18 protein-coding genes are annotated in these 16,636 nt (G+C 65.6%); 12 read left to right on the forward strand and 6 right to left on the reverse strand.

The features are described 5' to 3' along the window. The first annotated feature begins 29 nt into the window (after positions 1-29). The 8 genes from HZZ13_RS22875 (at position 30) to HZZ13_RS22910 (ending at position 6,082) form a co-directional block, all read left to right on the forward strand. Positions 30-266: a hypothetical protein gene (locus HZZ13_RS22875; protein ID WP_197961779.1), complete on the forward strand. Its 237-nt coding sequence runs from the start codon at positions 30-32 to the stop codon at positions 264-266. 2 nt (positions 267-268) lie between these two features. After that, positions 269-1,024 (forward strand): metal ABC transporter ATP-binding protein, encoded by a 756-nt coding sequence (locus HZZ13_RS22880; protein ID WP_197961780.1) that lies wholly within the window; start codon positions 269-271, stop codon positions 1,022-1,024. Positions 1,025-1,030: 6 nt separating this feature from the next. Further along, positions 1,031-1,900, forward strand: a complete 870-nt coding sequence (locus tag HZZ13_RS22885; protein ID WP_197961781.1) for a metal ABC transporter permease — start codon at positions 1,031-1,033, stop codon at positions 1,898-1,900. A gap of 2 nt (positions 1,901-1,902) precedes the next feature. Next, positions 1,903-2,766, forward strand: a complete 864-nt coding sequence (locus HZZ13_RS22890; RefSeq protein ID WP_197961782.1) for a metal ABC transporter solute-binding protein, Zn/Mn family — start codon at positions 1,903-1,905, stop codon at positions 2,764-2,766. A 56-nt stretch (positions 2,767-2,822) separates the two neighbouring features. Next, positions 2,823-3,875 carry a CobW family GTP-binding protein gene (locus HZZ13_RS22895; RefSeq protein ID WP_197961783.1) on the forward strand — a complete coding sequence of 351 codons (1,053 nt, stop codon included), beginning with the start codon at positions 2,823-2,825 and terminating at the stop codon, positions 3,873-3,875. Then, positions 3,875-4,894, forward strand: a complete 1,020-nt coding sequence (locus HZZ13_RS22900; RefSeq protein WP_197961784.1) for a WD40 repeat domain-containing protein — start codon at positions 3,875-3,877, stop codon at positions 4,892-4,894. Before HZZ13_RS22895 ends, HZZ13_RS22900 begins: the two co-directional genes overlap by 1 nt. A 31-nt stretch (positions 4,895-4,925) precedes the next feature. Continuing rightward, positions 4,926-5,642, forward strand: coding sequence for an MgtC/SapB family protein (locus tag HZZ13_RS22905; RefSeq protein ID WP_197961785.1), 717 nt, complete (start codon positions 4,926-4,928; stop codon positions 5,640-5,642). 101 nt (positions 5,643-5,743) lie between these two features. Beyond that, the gene (locus HZZ13_RS22910; protein ID WP_197961786.1) at positions 5,744-6,082 is read left to right on the forward strand and encodes a hypothetical protein; all 339 of its coding nucleotides are present in this window, start codon (positions 5,744-5,746) and stop codon (positions 6,080-6,082) included. A 150-nt stretch (positions 6,083-6,232) separates the two neighbouring features. Here the strand turns inward: HZZ13_RS22910 and HZZ13_RS22915 are convergent, their stop codons facing one another. From HZZ13_RS22915 to HZZ13_RS22935, 5 genes are all read right to left on the reverse strand, one after another. Next, a complete protein-coding gene (locus tag HZZ13_RS22915; protein WP_197961787.1) occupies positions 6,233-7,675 on the reverse strand; it encodes a homospermidine synthase in 1,443 nt (480 codons plus the stop codon). A gap of 58 nt (positions 7,676-7,733) precedes the next feature. Further along, a complete protein-coding gene (locus HZZ13_RS22920; RefSeq protein WP_197953875.1) occupies positions 7,734-8,123 on the reverse strand; it encodes a RidA family protein in 390 nt (129 codons plus the stop codon). Positions 8,124-8,270: 147 nt separating this feature from the next. After that, positions 8,271-8,858 (reverse strand): GNAT family N-acetyltransferase, encoded by a 588-nt coding sequence (locus tag HZZ13_RS22925; RefSeq protein ID WP_197961788.1) that lies wholly within the window; start codon positions 8,856-8,858, stop codon positions 8,271-8,273. Positions 8,859-8,992: 134 nt separating this feature from the next. Then, positions 8,993-10,135 carry a type III PLP-dependent enzyme gene (locus tag HZZ13_RS22930; RefSeq protein ID WP_197961789.1) on the reverse strand — a complete coding sequence of 381 codons (1,143 nt, stop codon included), beginning with the start codon at positions 10,133-10,135 and terminating at the stop codon, positions 8,993-8,995. Between the two features lie 688 nt (positions 10,136-10,823). Then, positions 10,824-11,078 carry a hypothetical protein gene (locus tag HZZ13_RS22935; protein ID WP_197961790.1) on the reverse strand — a complete coding sequence of 85 codons (255 nt, stop codon included), beginning with the start codon at positions 11,076-11,078 and terminating at the stop codon, positions 10,824-10,826. Between the two features lie 136 nt (positions 11,079-11,214). Between HZZ13_RS22935 and HZZ13_RS22940 the strand changes: the two genes are divergently transcribed. From HZZ13_RS22940 to HZZ13_RS22950, 3 genes are read left to right on the forward strand one after another with little or no spacing between them, the layout of a single operon-like run. Next, positions 11,215-13,296: a M3 family metallopeptidase gene (locus tag HZZ13_RS22940; protein WP_197961791.1), complete on the forward strand. Its 2,082-nt coding sequence runs from the start codon at positions 11,215-11,217 to the stop codon at positions 13,294-13,296. After that, positions 13,296-13,934: a DUF1007 family protein gene (locus HZZ13_RS22945; RefSeq protein WP_197961792.1), complete on the forward strand. Its 639-nt coding sequence runs from the start codon at positions 13,296-13,298 to the stop codon at positions 13,932-13,934. The genes HZZ13_RS22940 and HZZ13_RS22945 overlap by 1 nt, the downstream gene beginning before the upstream one ends. Continuing rightward, complete coding sequence (locus HZZ13_RS22950) at positions 13,931-15,031, forward strand: nickel/cobalt transporter (protein WP_197961793.1); 1,101 nt, start codon at positions 13,931-13,933, stop codon at positions 15,029-15,031. Before HZZ13_RS22945 ends, HZZ13_RS22950 begins: the two co-directional genes overlap by 4 nt. Before the next feature lie 50 nt (positions 15,032-15,081). Here HZZ13_RS22950 and HZZ13_RS22955 read toward each other — a convergent pair whose 3' ends face one another. Then, positions 15,082-15,480, reverse strand: coding sequence for an MAPEG family protein (locus HZZ13_RS22955; RefSeq protein ID WP_197961794.1), 399 nt, complete (start codon positions 15,478-15,480; stop codon positions 15,082-15,084). A gap of 78 nt (positions 15,481-15,558) precedes the next feature. On the opposite strand from HZZ13_RS22955, the gene hemH reads away from it, so the two are divergent. Next, positions 15,559-16,596 carry a ferrochelatase gene (hemH, locus tag HZZ13_RS22960; RefSeq protein WP_197961795.1) on the forward strand — a complete coding sequence of 346 codons (1,038 nt, stop codon included), beginning with the start codon at positions 15,559-15,561 and terminating at the stop codon, positions 16,594-16,596. Positions 16,597-16,636: the final 40 nt, after the last annotated feature.

Below are 16,636 nucleotides of genomic sequence, written 5' to 3' on the forward strand. Positions count from 1 at the left end.
GGCGTAATGTTATAATATAACGTCCGCAAATGGCTCCCGCCGCGTCCCACGCCCACCAGCACGACCATGCCCGTGGCCATTCCCACGGCCACGGGCATTCGCACGGCCACGACCATACCCACGCCCATGCCCACGATGCGGCCTCGCCGCATCCGGCCCAGGCTGCGCCCTGGTCGATCCTGCGCATGACCATGGCGGGCCGTCTCGCGGCCGCGCTCGCGGTCTGTGCCGTGCTGTGGGGCATCGTCTTGCTGGCGATGAGGTGACGATGGCAGCGCTGCACTTCCACAATCTCACGCTCGGCTACGACCGCCACCCCGCCGTGCATCATCTCAGCGGCGAGGTCGCGCCGGGCGCGCTAGTCGCGGTGATCGGCCCGAACGGCGCAGGCAAATCGACGCTGTTGCGCGGCATCGTCGGCATCCTCAAGCCGCTCGACGGGACGATCCATCTCGGCGGGCTCGATGCCCGCGACATCGCTTATCTGCCGCAAAGCGCGGAGATCGACCGCAGCTTCCCGATCTCGGTGTTCGATTTCGTCGGCACCGGGCTGTGGCGTGGCACAGGCCTGTTCGGCGGCATCGGCAAGGCCGCGCGCGACAAGATTCTCCAGGCGATTGGAGCCGTTGGCCTCAGCGGCTTCGAGAACCGCCCAATCGGCACGCTCTCCGGCGGCCAGATGCAGCGCGTGCTGTTCGCGCGTGTGCTGCTCCAGCATGCCCGCCTGATCGTGCTCGACGAGCCGTTCAACGCCATCGACGGCAAGACCACCGCTGATCTGCTCGCGCTGGTGAAGCGCTGGCATGGCGAGGGCCGCACCGTGCTCGCCGCCCTGCACGACATGGAGATGGTGCGCAACCACTTCACTGAGACGCTAGTGCTGGCGCGCGGCCCGGTCGCGTGGGGACCGACGGCGGAGGTGCTGACGCCGGAAAACCTGCTGGTCGCGATGCGGATGTGCGAGGCCTTCGACGACCGCGCCGCGGCCTGCGCGGCCGTTGAGATCGGCTCGCGGGCGGCCTGATATCCGATGCTCTATGACGCGCTGATCGGGCCGTTCACCGACTTCGAGTTCATGCGGCGGGCGCTGGCCGCGGTGATCGCGCTGGCGCTGGCGGGCGCGCCGATCGGCGTGTTCCTGATGCTGCGGCGGATGAGCCTCGTCGGCGACGCCATGGCGCATGCGATCCTGCCCGGCGCGGCCGTCGGTTTCCTGCTCTCCGGCCTCAATCTGTTCGCGATGACCGCCGGCGGCCTGATCGCCGGCTTTGCCGTCGCGATCCTCGCTGGTGTCGTCGCGCGCTCGACCGGGCTGAAGGAGGACGCCTCGCTCGCGACCTTCTATCTCGCTTCGCTGGCGCTCGGCGTCACCATCGTCTCGATCAAGGGCACCAATATCGACCTCCTGCACGTGCTGTTCGGCAACATCCTCGCGATGGACGATCAGACCCTGCTGGTGGTGGCCTTCAACGCCACGGTGACGCTGTTGGTGCTCGCAGTGATCTACCGCCCGCTGGTGATCGAGAGCGTCGATCCCCTGTTCCTGCGCACCGTGAGCCGGGCTGGCGGCCCGGCGCATCTCGCCTTCCTAGCCCTGGTCGTCATCAATCTCGTCAACGGCTTTCAGGCGCTCGGCACGCTGCTGGCGGTGGGCCTGATGATCCTGCCCGCCGGCATCGCAAGGTTCTGGTCGCGCGATCTCACCGCGATGATCTGCATCGCCGTCATTGCTGCCGCGGTGTCGGGCTATGCCGGCCTCGTGCTCTCGTTCCAGACCCGCGTGCCCTCGGGCCCGGCGATCATTCTGGTGGCGACGCTGCTCTACATCGTCTCTATCTTGTTCGGCCGCGTCGGCGGCATCGTCCGGCAGCTGTTTCCCGGCCGGCATCTGGAAGCATGACGATGCGGCTCATCCTGCTTTGTGCGCTGTTGCTGATCGTCTCGCCGCTTGAGGCCGCGGAGCGGCTCAACGTCGTCGCGAGCTTCTCGATCCTCGGCGATTTTGTCCGCAATGTCGGTGGTGACCGCATCAACCTGACGACGCTGGTCGGGCCTGACAGCGACGTCCACGTCTATACGCCGGCGCCAGCGGATGCGAAGCGGATCGCGGCGGCGAAGCTCGTCATCGTCAACGGGCTCGGGCTGGAGGGCTGGCTGCCGCGCCTCGTGCAATCCTCAGGGAGCAAGGCGCAGGTGGTCACCGCAAGCACCGGCATCGCGCCGTTGAAATTAGGTTCGGCCGCTGATCCCCACGCCTGGCAGTCCATCCCGAACGCCAAGATCTACGTCACCGACATTGCCAGCGCACTGGCCGCAGCCGCTCCTGACGACGCGGAGTTCTTCCGCGGCCAGGCCAAGGCCTATCTGGAAAAGCTCGAAACACTGGACCGCGAGGTCCGCGACGCCGTCGCAAAAATCCCGCCGGAGCGGCGCAAGGTGATCTCCACCCACGACGCCTTCGGCTATTTTTCCGCCGAATACGGTATACAGTTCATCGCGCCCCTGGGCGTCTCCACGGAAACCGAGCCAAGCGCGCGCGATATCGCAGCCATCATCGGCCAGATCAAGGCCCAGAAAATCCCGGCCGTGTTCCTGGAGAATATCAGCGATGATCGCCTGATCCGGCGGATCGCGGCCGAGACCGGCGTCAGGGTCGGTGGGACCCTGATTTCGGACGGTTTGACCGGCGAAAAGGGGCCTGCACCCACTTACATTGACATGGTCAGGCACAATATAAAGGCCCTGACCAGCGCGCTTGACCATTAGGGCAGGGGCCACCCCGCCTCGCGTCGCGCGAAAAAGCCTTGTAGTCCGGAGTTGTTATGTCTGACGCGACCTCCCAGAAGATTCCCGTGACCGTGCTGACCGGCTATCTCGGTGCCGGCAAGACCACGCTGCTCAACCGCATCCTGTCGGAGAACCACGGCAAGAAATACGCCGTCATCGTCAACGAATTCGGCGAGATCGGCATCGACAACGACCTCATCATCGGCGCCGACGAGGAAGTATTCGAGATGAACAACGGCTGCATCTGCTGCACCGTGCGCGGCGACCTCGTCCGCATCATGGACGGCCTGATGAAGCGGAAAGGCAAGTTCGACGCCATCATCGTCGAGACCACGGGTCTTGCCGATCCGGCGCCGGTCGCGCAGACCTTCTTCGTCGATGAGGACGTGCAGAAGAACGCGCGGCTCGATGCGGTCGTGACGGTCGCCGACGCCAAATGGCTGTCCGATCGGCTCAAGGACGCACCCGAGGCCAAGAACCAGATCGCCTTTGCCGACGTCATCGTTCTGAACAAGACCGACCTCGTCAATAAGGGCGAGCTCGCCGAGGTCGAGGCCCGTATCCGCGGTATCAATCCTTACGCGAAGCTCCATCGCACGGAGCGCTGCGCGGTGGCGCTGGCCGACGTGCTCGATCGCGGCGCCTTCGACCTCGACCGCATCCTCGACATCGAGCCGGATTTCCTGGAGGCCGACGATCATGACCACGACCATGATCATCACCATCATCACGGCCACGATCACCATCACCACCATGATCACGGCCACGGCTTGAAGCACTATCACGACGAAGAGATGCAGTCGCTCTCGCTCAAGACCGATAAACCGCTCGATCCCAACGTGTTCATGCCCTGGCTGCAGAACCTGGTGCAGGTCGAGGGCGGCAAGATCCTGCGCTCCAAAGGCATCCTCGCCTTCCACGACGACGACGACCGCTACGTCTTCCAGGGCGTCCACATGATGCTGGAGGGCAACCACCAGCGGAAGTGGAACGAGGGCGAGCCGCGCGAGAGCCGCCTCGTCTTCATCGGCCGCGAATTGCCCGAAGAGGCGATCCGCAAGGGTTTTGAGAGCTGCATCGTCTCGTGATGAAAGAGTTTACGCCGGCCCCCGATTCCGCTTCGATCGTCTCCGTCACCGACCGCGTCAAGCCCGTTGCGCTCGGCATGGCCGTTACGTCCGTGCATTTCCTGGCCGATCGCGCCGCCTTCGTCGGCGGCGAGGAGAACGTCAAGCTCGTCGACGCGAAGGGTGAAATCACGACGGTCGCCGTGCACAGCGGCGGCATTCTCTCCACCGCTTCGGACGGCAAGCGCCTCGTGATGGGTGGCGACGACGGCAAGGTTGTCTCGCTCGACGCCAAGGTCGAGGTGACGCTGCTCGCCACCGACCCGAAGCGGCGCTGGATCGATGCGGTGGCGTTGCATGCCGATGGCGCCTTCGCCTGGTCCGCCGGCAAGACCGCGACCGTCAAGGGCGGCAAGGCCGAGGAGAAGTCGATCGACGTGCCCTCGACCGTCGGCGGGCTTGCGTTTGCGCCGAAGGGTCTGCGGCTCGCAATCGCGCATTACAACGGCGTGACGCTGTGGTTTCCGAACATGGCGGGGTCGGCCGAATTCCTGCCCTGGGCCGGCTCGCATCACGCGGTCACCTTCAGCCCCGACAACAAGTTTCTCGTGACAGCGATGCACGAGCCGGCGCTGCACGGCTGGCGGCTCGCCGACAACAGGCACATGCGCATGACCGGCTACCCGGGCCGCGTCCGCTCGATGTCGTGGAGCGCGGGTGGCAAGGGGCTGGCGACCTCCGGCGCCGACACGGTGATCATCTGGCCGTTCGGCAGCAAGGATGGTCCGATGGGCAAGGAGCCCGCGATGCTCGCCCCGCTGCAGGCGCGCGTCTCCGTGGTTGCCTGTCACCCCAAGAACGACATCCTCGCCGCCGGCTACAGCGACGGCACCGTGCTGATGGTGCGGATGGAGGACGGCGCGGAGATCCTGGTCCGCCGCAACGGCACGCCTCCCGTGGCCGCGCTCGCCTGGAACGGCAAAGGCACGCTGCTGGCTTTTGCCGACGAAAACGGGGACGGCGGCCTGCTCGAGCTTTGATCTGTCATGGTTCCCGCCGTATAGGGGGGCCATGCGGTTTCTGACCACCTTCCAGCTCGCTGACTTTGCCGACACGCTGATCAGCCTGACCACGGCCTTCGTGCTGGGCACCTTGATCGGCGCCGAGCGGCAATACCGCCAGCGCACCGCGGGCCTGCGCACCAACGTGCTGGTCGCGGTGGGCGCGGCCGCCTTCGTCGATCTCGCCATGCACCTGACCGGGGCCGACGGCGCGGTGCGGGTGATCTCCTACGTCGTCTCCGGCATCGGCTTCCTCGGCGCTGGCGTCATCATGAAGCAGGGCATGGACGTGCGCGGCCTCAACACCGCGGCGACGCTGTGGGCCTCGGCCGCGGTCGGCTCCTGCGCCGGCGCCGACATGGTCGCGCAGGCGGCCGCGCTGACCGTGTTCGTCATCGCCGGCAACACCATGCTGCGCCCGCTGGTCAACGCCATCAACCGCATCCCGCTGAATGAGAAGGCGCTGGAGGCGACCTACTATTTCAAGCTCGCGGTCGCGGCCGACGCCTTGCCCGACATGCGCGACCGCCTCGTCGACAAGCTCGAGGCGGCGAAATATGCGGTGGCTGATATCGACGTGGTCGAGATCGGCGAGGACATTCTGGAGATCGCCGCCAGGCTGGTTGCGACCGCGGTCGACTCGAACGAGCTGAACGCGGTCGCGACCGATCTGCAGCATCTGCCAGGCGTGCGGCATGCAACCTGGGAAGTCAGCACGACGGAGTAGCGCATCGTTTTGCGCGTGCCGGGGTGGTTCCCCGCATCTTCGGTTCCGGAACTGGCGCGCCCCAGTTTCGTTGATCCCGTGGACGAAAGGCGGTGATCGACATGCCCGGCCGAGATGACAAGCGTAGACTGAAGCTCAACCTGACAATCGCTGGCGCGCTGTTCGCAGCAGGCGTTGCGGTTTCGGTGGTGTCGCTGGCGCAAATCCGCGCCGAAAGCCGGACGCAGCTGGCACAGGCGACGCCCCCGCTCCAGGGCACCCCGTCCGACGAGCAGAGTAAGGTCCCCGCGGAGGCGAAGCCCGGCGGTGATCGCCCGACTACGCCGGCCCCAGAGCCGGCGCGGCCGGAACCGCAGACGCAGGGCACAGCAGGCGCGGCCAAGCCCGCGCTGCCGCCGGCCCCGGCCGAGAAGATCGCGCCGCCGATCGAGAAGAAGTAGGCGGTTTCAACCGGTCGTAGGTCTCTCCGTCATTCCGGGTCGCGCGCAGCGCGAGCCCGGAATCCATTCATCCGCATGTATTGCCGCCCGATTCATTCCGGGCTCGACGCTGCGCGTCGCCCCGGAATGACGGGTGGAGAGAGCCTGCCCTCACCGCACCAGAATGTTCTTGAACTGCCACGGATCAGACGTGTCGATATCTTCCGGAAATAGCCCCGGACGATCGGTCAGCGGGGTCCAGTCGGTATAGAAACCCTTCACCGGGCCGAGATAGGGCAGCTGAATTTCGAGCAGGCGCTCGAAATCCATCTCGTCGGCTTCGACGATGCCCTCGTTCGGGTTCTCCAGCGCCCACACCATGCCGCCGAGCACGGCGGAGGTCACCTGCAGGCCGGTGGCGTTTTGGTATGGCGCGAGCTCGCGGGTCTCTTCGATCGAGAGCTGCGAGCCGTACCAATAGGCGTTCTTGTCATGGCCAAACAGCAGCACGCCGAGCTCGTCGATGCCGTCGACGATCTCGTTCTCGTCGAGGATGTGGTGCTTCTCCTGCATCTTCCCGGCGCGGCCGAACATTTCATGCAGCGACAGCACGGCGTCGTCCGCCGGATGATAGGCATAGTGGCAGGTCGGCCGGTAGATCGCCTTGCCCGAGGCGTCGCGCACAGTGAAGTAATCGGCGATCGAGATCGACTCGTTGTGGGTGACCAGAAAGCCGTATTGTGCGCCGCGGGTCGGGCACCAGGTGCGCACGCGCGTGTTGGCGCCGGGCTGCATCAGATAGATGGCGGCGCCGCAGCCGGCTTCATGGGTATGCGCATTCTCGGGCATCCATTTCTCATGGGTGCCCCAGCCGAGCTCGGACGGCTGCATGCCTTCCGACAGGAAGCCTTCCACCGACCAGGTGTTGACGAAGACGTCCGGCTCCTTCGGCTTCTTCGAGCGCTGGGTGTCGCGTTCGGCGATGTGGATGCCCTTGATGCCGGCCTGCCGCATCAAATCCGCCCACTCGGCCTTTGTCTTCGGCTTCGGGGCATTGAGCTTCAGATCGGCGGCAACATTGAGCAGCGCCTGCTTGACGAAGAAGGAGACCATGCCGGGATTGGCGCCGCAGCAGGAGACCGCCGTCATTGAGCCCTTAGGCCGCGCCTTCTTGGCGGCCAGCGTCACTTCGCGGAGCGCGTAGTTGGAGCGCGCTTCCGGGCCCTTCGAGGAATCGAAATAGAAGCCGAGCCAGGGCTCGTTGACGGTGTCGATGTAGAGCGCGCCGAGCTCGTTGCAGAGCTCCATGATGTCGGTCGAGCCGGTGTCGACCGAGAGATTGACGCAAAAGCCCTGGCCGCCGCCCTCGGTGAGCAGCGGGGTCAGCACCTCGCGATAATTGTCCTTGGTCAGGCCCTTCTGGATGAAGCGGACATTGTGCTTCTCGCAAAGCGCCTTGCGGCCCTCGTCCTTGGGATCGAGCACGGTGATGCGCGACTTGTCATAGTCGAGATGCCGCTCGATCAAGGGCAGCGTGCCTTTGCCGATGGAGCCGAAGCCGACCATGACGATGGGACCGGTGATCTTCGCGTAGATCTGCGAGGGAGGGCTCATGGGATGGTTCTCCGGAAAGTGCTGGCAGTGAGGGGTGGATCAGGCGCTGCGGCGCTTGTCAGATGCTGCGGCGCTTGGCGGTGACTTCGATCTCAACCTTCATCTCGGGCCTGGCGAGGGCGCTGACGACCAGCAGCGTCGCCGCCGGCCTGATGTCGCCGAGGACCTCGCCGCAGACGGCGAAGTGGGCATCGATGTAGCTGGCGTCGGTCACGTAATAGGTCGCACGGACGATATCGGCCATCTCGAATCCGCCCTCCTGCAGGGCGGCTGCGATGGTCTTGAAGCAGTTGCGTGACTGGCTCGTGACATCGGCCGGCATCGTCATCGTGGTGTAGTCATAGCCGGTGGTTCCCGCGACGAAGGCGAACTCGCCGTCGATCACGGCACGGCTGTAGCCGACGGTCTTCTCGAGCGGGGAGCCGGTGGAGATCAGGCGACGGGACATCGGTCATGGGCCTCGAGTGAAGGGGTGTTTCGCGGGGTTAAAGGGCGTTTCCGGCGCCTGCGCAACCCCAAAGGAACGGGCCTCGCGCAGGCGCGGCAGGGCGTTGCCGCTCGATGCGGCTGCGGTCTTCGCTACGCCAGCGATCCGTCAGGCCGCGTGCGCCTCAGGCGCGCGAACCGACCTCCGTTTGGGCAGGGGCGGGCCGGTCGGGACGATCATCCCGATGGCGCCATCGAGCGCACCATCGGTGAACTCGATGGCCAGCAGGCGGTCGCGCTCGAACGGGCCGGGCAGCGACAGCTCGGCGGTCTTCTCAGTCGAGAAGCCGAAACGGGCGTAATAGGGGGCATCGCCGAGCAGGATCACGGCGTCATGCCCGCGCGCCCGGGCGGCAGCCAGCGCTTGTCGCATCAGCGCGGCGCCGATCCCGAGCTCGCGGCAGGCAGGGTCGACCGCCAGCGGTCCGAGGACCAGAGCAGGCCTGCCTCCGGCGCTGACATGCCACAGCCGCACGGTTCCCACGAGCTTGCCCTCGCGCATCGCCGACAGGGCAAGGCCTGCAGCGGGCGCGCGTCCGTCGCGCAGGCGCTGGCAGGTGCGGCCATGGCGGGTCTCGCCAAAGCAGGCATCGAGCAGCGCTTCGCGCATCGCGACGTCTCCAGCACGTTCCGCACGGATCACGAACGGAGCGGCTTTCGAGGTGAGGGCAACTTGCGGCTTCCGAGGAGCAGTCATGGCACGTCAGTCCCCGCTTGAACCGGCGTGCGCGCAGCACGCCCGTCCAAGACGTCGTCAGAAATCGAGATGTTGGATGAGGAGCCGGCGGACCGGCTCCCGGGTTCGTCAGGCCTCTGGAAAAGAGAGGCGGGTCAGATGTGATAGGTCTTCAGCGGCGGGATGCCGTTGAAGGCCACCGACGAGTAGGTCGACGTATAGGCCCCGGTGCCTTCGATCAGCACCTTGTCGCCGATCTCGAGCGTGACGGGAAGCGGATACGGGCTCTTCTCGTACAGCACGTCGGCACTGTCGCAGGTGGGACCTGCGAGCACGCACGGAGTCATGTCCGCGCCGTCGTGACGGGTGCGGATGGCGTAACGGATCGACTCGTCCATGGTCTCGGCGAGACCGCCGAACTTGCCGATGTCCAGGTACACCCAGCGCACCTCGTCCTCGTCGCTCTTCTTCGAGATGAGCACGACCTCGGATTCGATGATGCCGGCGTTGCCCACCATGCCGCGGCCCGGCTCGATGATGGTCTCCGGAATCTGGTTGCCGAAGTGCTTGCGCAGCGCGCGGAAGATCGAGCGGCCGTAGGTGACGACCGGCGGCACGTCCTTCAGGTACTTGGTCGGGAAGCCGCCGCCCATGTTGACCATGGTGAGATTGATGCCGCGCTCGGCGCAGTCGCGGAACACCTGCGAGGCCATCGCCAGCGCACGGTCCCACGCCTTCACCTTGCGCTGCTGCGAGCCGACATGGAAGGAGATGCCGCACGGCTCCAGACCCAGGCGCTTGGCGAGGTCGAGCACCTCGACCGCCATTTCCGGGTCGCAGCCGAACTTGCGCGACAGCGGCCACTCGGCGCCGGCGCAGTCATAGAGGATGCGGCAGAACACCTTCGCACCGGGGGCGGCGCGGGCGACCTTCTCGACCTCGGCGGCGCAGTCGACCGCGAACAGGCGAATGCCGAGCGCGAAGGCGCGCGCGATGTCGCGCTCCTTCTTGATCGTGTTGCCGAAGGAGATGCGGTCGGGCGTCGCACCCGCAGCCAGCGCCATCTCGATCTCGGCGACCGTGGCGGTGTCGAAGCAGGAGCCCATGGACGCCAGCAAGGACAGCACTTCCGGCGCCGGGTTCGCCTTGACGGCATAGAACACGCGGCTGTCGGGCAGCGCCTTGGCGAAGCTCTGGTAGTTGTCGCGCACGACCTCGAGGTCGACGACGAGGCACGGCTCGGTGTCGAGGCCATCCTTGCGGCGGTTGCGCAGGAATTCCTGGATACGTTCGGTCATGGCACTCTCCGGCGGTCCCAGCGACGGGATCCGTATCAACGTGACGTCTGATGAGAGTGCTTCAGCCGCATCGCGCGATGGAGGCGCGCTGAGGCCAAAAAACTCAAACCAGACTGTGCTGCCGTGGATTGGTTGGGAGAGTTTCCCGCCCGCTCACCTGGCAATGAAGGACAAGCCTTTTCAGTAGCCCGCGCCGGCGTTGGACTGCCGGTAGAGACCAAAAAAGCCCGATCCGTCGTTGCTTTAAGTCGCGTCCCCCGTTGAGAGCGGGGTGCGCCGGTTCGCCTCCGGCTGCCAGTCACGGTTGCAAAGAGCGAAGTCACCTTCGACATGGCATCTCTTTGAGAGAGATGCTGGGCGCTCCGGGTTTGCTTCGTCGTCCGACCTTCTGGTCTTGCGACCTCGGTCTTCCGACTTCCGCACTTCCGAAGAGCCCCTCGGCTTCTTCACCCCTTGGCGGCTGTCCGGCCTCTTGTCCGGATACCTACCGACTGACACACGACCACAGGCACGTGCGAAATTGGGCAAGTCCGCACATAAGCGTTTTGACTTGGCTTCGCAAGAATTTTTTTAGGCTGCGGACAGAATTGCCTAACATCTGCTTGCGCGCTGTTGCGCGAGCGACGCGGAAGATGAACGCGCGTTAAGTTTTCGCGGCGCTGCGCGTGTTGCCCGCCCGCGAGACGCGTCAGCGGCGCTTGATGAAGGGCTCGACGCGCTGAGCGCCGCGGATGAAAGCGGTCATCACGAGCACGCCGAGTGCGAACAGCACCGCCTGCAGGATATGGGCGCCCTGGTCGCCGAGCCCGAACAGGATCGCGAGCGCCCAGCCGCCGGCAAAGGCCGCGCCGAACACCTCCGCGCCGATCAGGATGGCGGCGCTGATGACGGTGATGACGCTGGGCCAGACGATCTGGCGGGACGAGGAAGAAGGGGCGTTCATGAACTCTAGGTCCGTAGCTTCAAGGGCCGCAATCTCCCCGAAAAGGCGGCTGGGAGCAAGGGCAAATGGCCCAAAAAAGCCCCATCGCGTGCTATAGCTGGCCGCAACAATCGAGCCACGAAATTCGGGACTTGTGATGTCAGAACCCCGCCAAATGACGGACGCCGAGACCAATCCGCTGCTGAAGGCCTGGGTGACGCCGTTCGCGACCCCGCCTTTCGACGAGATCAAGCCGGAGCACTTCCTCCCCGCGTTCGAGCAGGCCTTCGCCGACCACGCCGCCGAGATCGCGGCGATCACCAACGATCCGGCAGCGCCCGACTTCGCCAACACCATCACTGCGCTGGAGCGCTCGGGCAAGCTCCTGAGCAAGGTCGCGGCGGTCTTCTACGACCTCGTCTCGGCGCATTCCAATCCGGCCATCCTGGAGATCGACAAGGAGGTCTCCCTGCGGATGGCGCGGCACTGGAATCCGATCATGATGAACGCCGTGCTGTTCGGCCGCATCGCCCATCTGCACGAGAACCGCGCGGGTCTCGGTCTCACGCCCGAGCAGCTCCGCCTGCTGGAGCGCACCTATACCCGCTTCCACCGCGCCGGCGCCGGCCTCTCTGAAGAGGCCAAGACGCGGATGGCCGAGATCAACGAGAGGCTGGCCCAGCTCGGCACCAGCTTCAGCCACCATCTGCTCGGCGACGAGCAGGACTGGTTCCTGGAGCTTGGAGAGTCCGACCGCCAGGGCCTGCCGGAGAGCTTCGTCGCCAGCGCCAAGGCTGCAGCAGAAGAGCGCGGCATGGTAGCCAAGGCCATCGTCACGCTGTCGCGCTCCTCGGTCGAGACGTTCCTGAAGAGCTCCGCCCGGCGTGACCTCCGCGAGAAGATCTACAAGGCCTTCATCGCGCGCGGCGACAATGGCAACGCCAACGACAACAACGCGACCATTGTCGAGATCCTGAAGCTGCGCGAGGAGAGCGCCAAGCTCCTGGGCTATCCGACCTACGCCGCCTACCGGCTCGAAGATTCCATGGCCAAGACGCCGGAGGCGGTGCGCAGCCTGCTCGAGCGGGTCTGGAAGCCCGCTCGCGCCCGCGCGCTTGCCGACCGCGACGAGATGCAGGCGCTGATCGCGGAAGAGGGCGGCAATTTCAAGCTCGCCCCCTGGGACTGGCGCTTCTACGCCGAGAAGCTGCGTCTGCAGCGCGCCAATTTCGACGATTCCGCGATCAAGCCATATCTCGGCCTCGACAACATGATCGCCGCCGCCTTCGACTGCGCCACGCGCCTGTTCGGCGTCACCTTCGAGGAGCGCAAGGACGTTCCGGTCTGGCACCCGGACGTCCGGGTCTGGGAGGTGAAGGACAGGGGTGGCAAGCACAAGGCGCTGTTCTATGGCGACTACTTCGCCCGGCCGTCGAAGCGCTCCGGCGCCTGGATGACCTCGTTGCGCGATCAGCAGAAGCTCGACGGCGACGTCGCGCCGCTGGTTCTCAACATCTGCAACTTCGCCAAGGGCGCCGGTGGCGAGCCGTCGCTGCTGTCGCCCGACGATGCCCGCACCCTGTTCCACGAGTTCGGCCACGGCTTGCACGGCATGCTTTCCAACGTGACCTATCCCTCGCTGTCGGGCACCTCGGTGTTCACCGATTTCGTCGAGCTGCCGTCGCAGCTCTACGAGCACTGGCAGGAGCGGCCCGAGGTGCTGCAGAAGTTCGCCCGCCACTACCAGACCGGCGAGCCGCTGCCGGACGACCTGCTGCAACGCTTCCTCGCCGCGCGTAAATTCAACCAGGGCTTTGCCACGGTCGAGTTCGTCTCCTCGGCGCTGATTGACCTGGAATTCCACACCCAGCCGGCCGCCGCCGCGCAGGATGTTCGCGCCTTCGAGCGACGCGAGCTGGAGAAGATCGGCATGCCCGAGGAGATCGCGCTGCGTCATCGTCCGACGCAGTTCGGCCACATCTTCACCGGCGACCACTATGCCGCCGGCTATTACAGCTACATGTGGTCGGAGGTGATGGACGCCGACGCCTTCGGCGCGTTCGAGGAGGCCGGCGACATCTTCGATCCCGCGGTCGCCAAGCGCCTGCACGACGACATCTATTCGTCGGGCGGATCGGTGGATCCGGAAGCCGCCTATGAGGCCTTCCGCGGCCGTCCGCCGGAGCCGGATGCGCTGCTCCGCCGCCGCGGCCTGCTCGAAGACGCGGAGGCGGCCTGATGAGCATGCGCACCCTGCTCGGATGCCTGCTCGCCGCCGCGATGACGCTCGCGGCCGGGGCAGCGAATGCGCATCCGCATGTCTGGATCACCGCGACCAGCGAATTGCTCTACGCGGCCGACGGCAGCATCACTGGCGTGCGCCATGCCTGGACCTTCGATGACATGTTCTCGGCCTATGCGGTGCAGGGGCTCGAGAGCAAGACCAAGGGCGCCTACACGAGCGAGGAGCTCAAGCCGCTTGCGCAGACCAACGTCGAGTCGCTGAAGGAATATGCCTACTTCACCTTCGCCAAGGCCGACGGCAAGAAGGAGCGATTCCAGGAGCCGGTCGACTATTTCCTCGACTACAAGGACACGGTGCTGACCCTACACTTCACCTTGCCGCTGAAGAACCCGGTCAAGCCCAAGCAGCTGGTGCTCGAAGTGTTCGACCGCTCCTTCTTCATCGACTTCCAGATGGCCAAGGACAGTCCGGTCAAGATGGTCGGCGCGCCCGCGGGCTGCCAGATGAAGCTTGAGCGGCCGAACGACGGCACCGCGAGCGCCCAGAAGCTGAACGAGCAGACCTTCCTGAACGGCGAGAATTCGAATTTCGGCGTGATGTTCGCCAACAAGATCACAGTGGATTGCCCTTGAAGCCGCAACTCTCTCCGCTCGCGCGCGGGCTGCTCGCCTTTGCTGCCGTGCTGCTGGTCGTGGCTGTGACTGACGCCGCGCGTCACGACCTCCTCGCGCAAAACCCGTTCGGCGCGCCGCGACCGGCGCAGGCGGCCGAGCCTGAAGCAAGCGGCCTCATCGGCTGGCTGCTCGCCAAGCAGTCGGAATTCTATCGCCAGATGTCGTCGACGATCCGCGCCGCCAAATCCGATGGCTCGGCGGTGTGGACGCTGCTCTTCATCTCGTTCGCCTACGGCATCTTCCACGCCGCCGGTCCCGGCCACGGCAAGGCGGTGATCGCCTCCTATCTGGTCGCCAACCGCGAGACGGCGCGGCGCGGCATCGCGCTGTCCTTTGCCTCGGCCTTGATGCAGTCGCTGGTCGCGATCCTCATCGTCGGCATCTCGGCCTGGGTGCTGAATGCGACGGCCAAGACCATGTGCAAGGCGGAAGGCGTGATCGAGATCGCGAGCTACGCCCTGATCGCGCTGTTCGGCCTGCGCCTGGTCTGGGTCAAGGGCCGCACCTTCATCGGCGCACTTCAGGCCGCTCAGCCGGTGCCGGCGATGGCGGGCGTGCCGCACGACCATGATCACCACCATCATGATGCGCACGATCACGATCACGGCCATGATCACCACCATGGCCACGCTCACCATCACCACGGGCACGACCACGTCCACGACGAGCATTGCGGCCATTCCCACGGGCCCACGCCAAGCGAGCTGGCCGGCCCCGGCGGCTGGCGGCGCGGCTTCGCCGCGATCCTGACCGTCGGCATCCGTCCCTGCTCGGGTGCGATCCTGGTCCTGGTGTTTGCGCTCGCGCAGGGCCTGTTCTGGGCCGGCATCGCCGCGACCTTCCTGATGGGATTGGGCACCGCGATCACGGTTGCGGCGATCGCGATCATCGCCGTCTCCGCCAAGGACATCGCCGCCCGCCTCAGCGCCGGCCGCGACGGCGGTGGCGCGCTGTTCATGCGCGGGATCGAGTTCGCGGCGGCGGCCGTCGTGCTGCTGTTCGGCGTCGGCCTCCTGTTCGGCTACATCGCCGCCGAACGGACCACGTGTTTTTGAGGCACTCTTTCTTACCCTCCCCTGGAGGGCCCTCCAGGGGAGGGTGAGAGTCACACCGGCAGAAACCGCTTCAACGCCGGCATGAAGAAGATGCCGAGATTGATCGCAAAGCCGATGCTCCAGAGGATCGAGCGCAGCGTCGGGCGGTTACCAAGATAGGTCAGCACGTAGGCGATGCGCACGATCAGGAACAGCGCCGCCAGCTCGTCGATCAGGCGCTGCGGCGATTCCCTGTATTCGGCGAGCAGCACCGCGAAGGCGAAGAACGGAAACGTCTCGATGCCGTTCTGGTGCGCGCCGAGCGCGCGTTGCGACAGGGCGTCCTCATAGAAGGCGGGATCGCGCGGCCGGGAATTATCGAAGCGGCGAAACCTGATCCATTTGACCGCGGCGATCGTTGACAGATAGAGCAGCAGCGCCCCGAATACACACCATTCCGCAAGCGTCATCGGCCTCCCCCTTGGTGCGACCCTAGCGAACCCCGGCTCATCTTGACAAGTTCGGACCAACGCGCGACCCAACCAGCCATGACCAGCGTCGTCCCCCTCGAGACCGCGAAACCGGCCACCCGATCCGCCCTGCCGCGCGTCGGCGTGCTCCTGATCAATCTCGGAACGCCTGATACGGCCGATGCTCCAGGCGTGCGGGTCTACCTTAAGGAGTTCCTCAGCGACGCCCGCGTCATCGAGGACCAGGGCCTGATCTGGAAGCTGGTGCTCAACGGCATCATCCTGCGCAGCCGTCCCCGCACCAAGGCGCTCGATTACCAGAAGATCTGGAACAACGAGCGGAACGAGTCGCCGCTGAAAACCATCACGCGCTCGCAACGCGACAAGCTCGCAGCCGCCTTGTCGGACCGCGACAACGTCGTTGTCGATTGGGCGATGCGCTACGGCAATCCGTCGATCAAGTCGGGGATCGACGCGCTGATCGCGAAAGGCTGTGAGCGCATCCTGGCCGTCCCGCTCTATCCGCAATATTCCGCCTCGACCTCGGCCACCGTCTGCGACGAGGTCTTCCGCGTGCTCGCGCAGCTGCGCAACCAGCCGACGCTGCGGGTGACGCCGCCCTATTACGAGGACGAAGCCTATATCGAGGCGCTCGCCGTCTCGATCGAGGGGCATCTGGCGACGCTGTCCTTCGAGCCGGAGCTGATCGTGGCGTCCTTCCACGGCATGCCGAAGGCCTATGTCGACAAGGGCGATCCCTATCAGCAGCATTGCATCGCGACCACCGAGGCGCTGCGCCGCCGGCTCGGCATGGACGCAACGAAACTGCTGCTGACCTTCCAGTCGCGCTTCGGCAACGACGAGTGGCTGCAGCCCTATACCGACAAGACCATGGAGCGGCTTGCCAGGGAGGGCGTGCGCCGTATTGCGGTGGTGACGCCGGGCTTTTCCGCCGACTGCCTGGAGACGCTGGAGGAGATCGCGCAGGAGAACGCGGAGATCTTCAAGCACAATGGCGGCGAGCAGTTTTCCGCGATCCCCTGCCTCAACGACAGCGGACCGGGCATGGACGTGATCCGCACCCTGGTGCTGCGCGAGCTCCAGGGCTGGATTTGACGTTACGCCTGGCGGCAAATCTTAACCTTTGCCGCTAGGT

The organism is Bradyrhizobium agreste (genome assembly GCF_016031625.1).
Classification (GTDB): Bacteria; Pseudomonadota; Alphaproteobacteria; order Rhizobiales; family Xanthobacteraceae; genus Bradyrhizobium; species Bradyrhizobium agreste.

Coding starts and splice junctions, on each gene's coding strand:
- HZZ13_RS22875 (WP_197961779.1), top strand. CDS start 30: ATGGCTCCCGCCGCGTCCCACGCCCACCAGCACGACCATGCCCGTGGC.
- HZZ13_RS22880 (WP_197961780.1), top strand. CDS start 269: ATGGCAGCGCTGCACTTCCACAATCTCACGCTCGGCTACGACCGCCAC.
- HZZ13_RS22885 (WP_197961781.1), top strand. CDS start 1,031: ATGCTCTATGACGCGCTGATCGGGCCGTTCACCGACTTCGAGTTCATG.
- HZZ13_RS22890 (WP_197961782.1), top strand. CDS start 1,903: ATGCGGCTCATCCTGCTTTGTGCGCTGTTGCTGATCGTCTCGCCGCTT.
- HZZ13_RS22895 (WP_197961783.1), top strand. CDS start 2,823: ATGTCTGACGCGACCTCCCAGAAGATTCCCGTGACCGTGCTGACCGGC.
- HZZ13_RS22900 (WP_197961784.1), top strand. CDS start 3,875: ATGAAAGAGTTTACGCCGGCCCCCGATTCCGCTTCGATCGTCTCCGTC.
- HZZ13_RS22905 (WP_197961785.1), top strand. CDS start 4,926: ATGCGGTTTCTGACCACCTTCCAGCTCGCTGACTTTGCCGACACGCTG.
- HZZ13_RS22910 (WP_197961786.1), top strand. CDS start 5,744: ATGCCCGGCCGAGATGACAAGCGTAGACTGAAGCTCAACCTGACAATC.
- HZZ13_RS22915 (WP_197961787.1), bottom strand. CDS start 7,675: ATGAGCCCTCCCTCGCAGATCTACGCGAAGATCACCGGTCCCATCGTC.
- HZZ13_RS22920 (WP_197953875.1), bottom strand. CDS start 8,123: ATGTCCCGTCGCCTGATCTCCACCGGCTCCCCGCTCGAGAAGACCGTC.
- HZZ13_RS22925 (WP_197961788.1), bottom strand. CDS start 8,858: ATGACTGCTCCTCGGAAGCCGCAAGTTGCCCTCACCTCGAAAGCCGCT.
- HZZ13_RS22930 (WP_197961789.1), bottom strand. CDS start 10,135: ATGACCGAACGTATCCAGGAATTCCTGCGCAACCGCCGCAAGGATGGC.
- HZZ13_RS22935 (WP_197961790.1), bottom strand. CDS start 11,078: ATGAACGCCCCTTCTTCCTCGTCCCGCCAGATCGTCTGGCCCAGCGTC.
- HZZ13_RS22940 (WP_197961791.1), top strand. CDS start 11,215: ATGTCAGAACCCCGCCAAATGACGGACGCCGAGACCAATCCGCTGCTG.
- HZZ13_RS22945 (WP_197961792.1), top strand. CDS start 13,296: ATGAGCATGCGCACCCTGCTCGGATGCCTGCTCGCCGCCGCGATGACG.
- HZZ13_RS22955 (WP_197961794.1), bottom strand. CDS start 15,480: ATGACGCTTGCGGAATGGTGTGTATTCGGGGCGCTGCTGCTCTATCTG.
- hemH (WP_197961795.1), top strand. CDS start 15,559: ATGACCAGCGTCGTCCCCCTCGAGACCGCGAAACCGGCCACCCGATCC.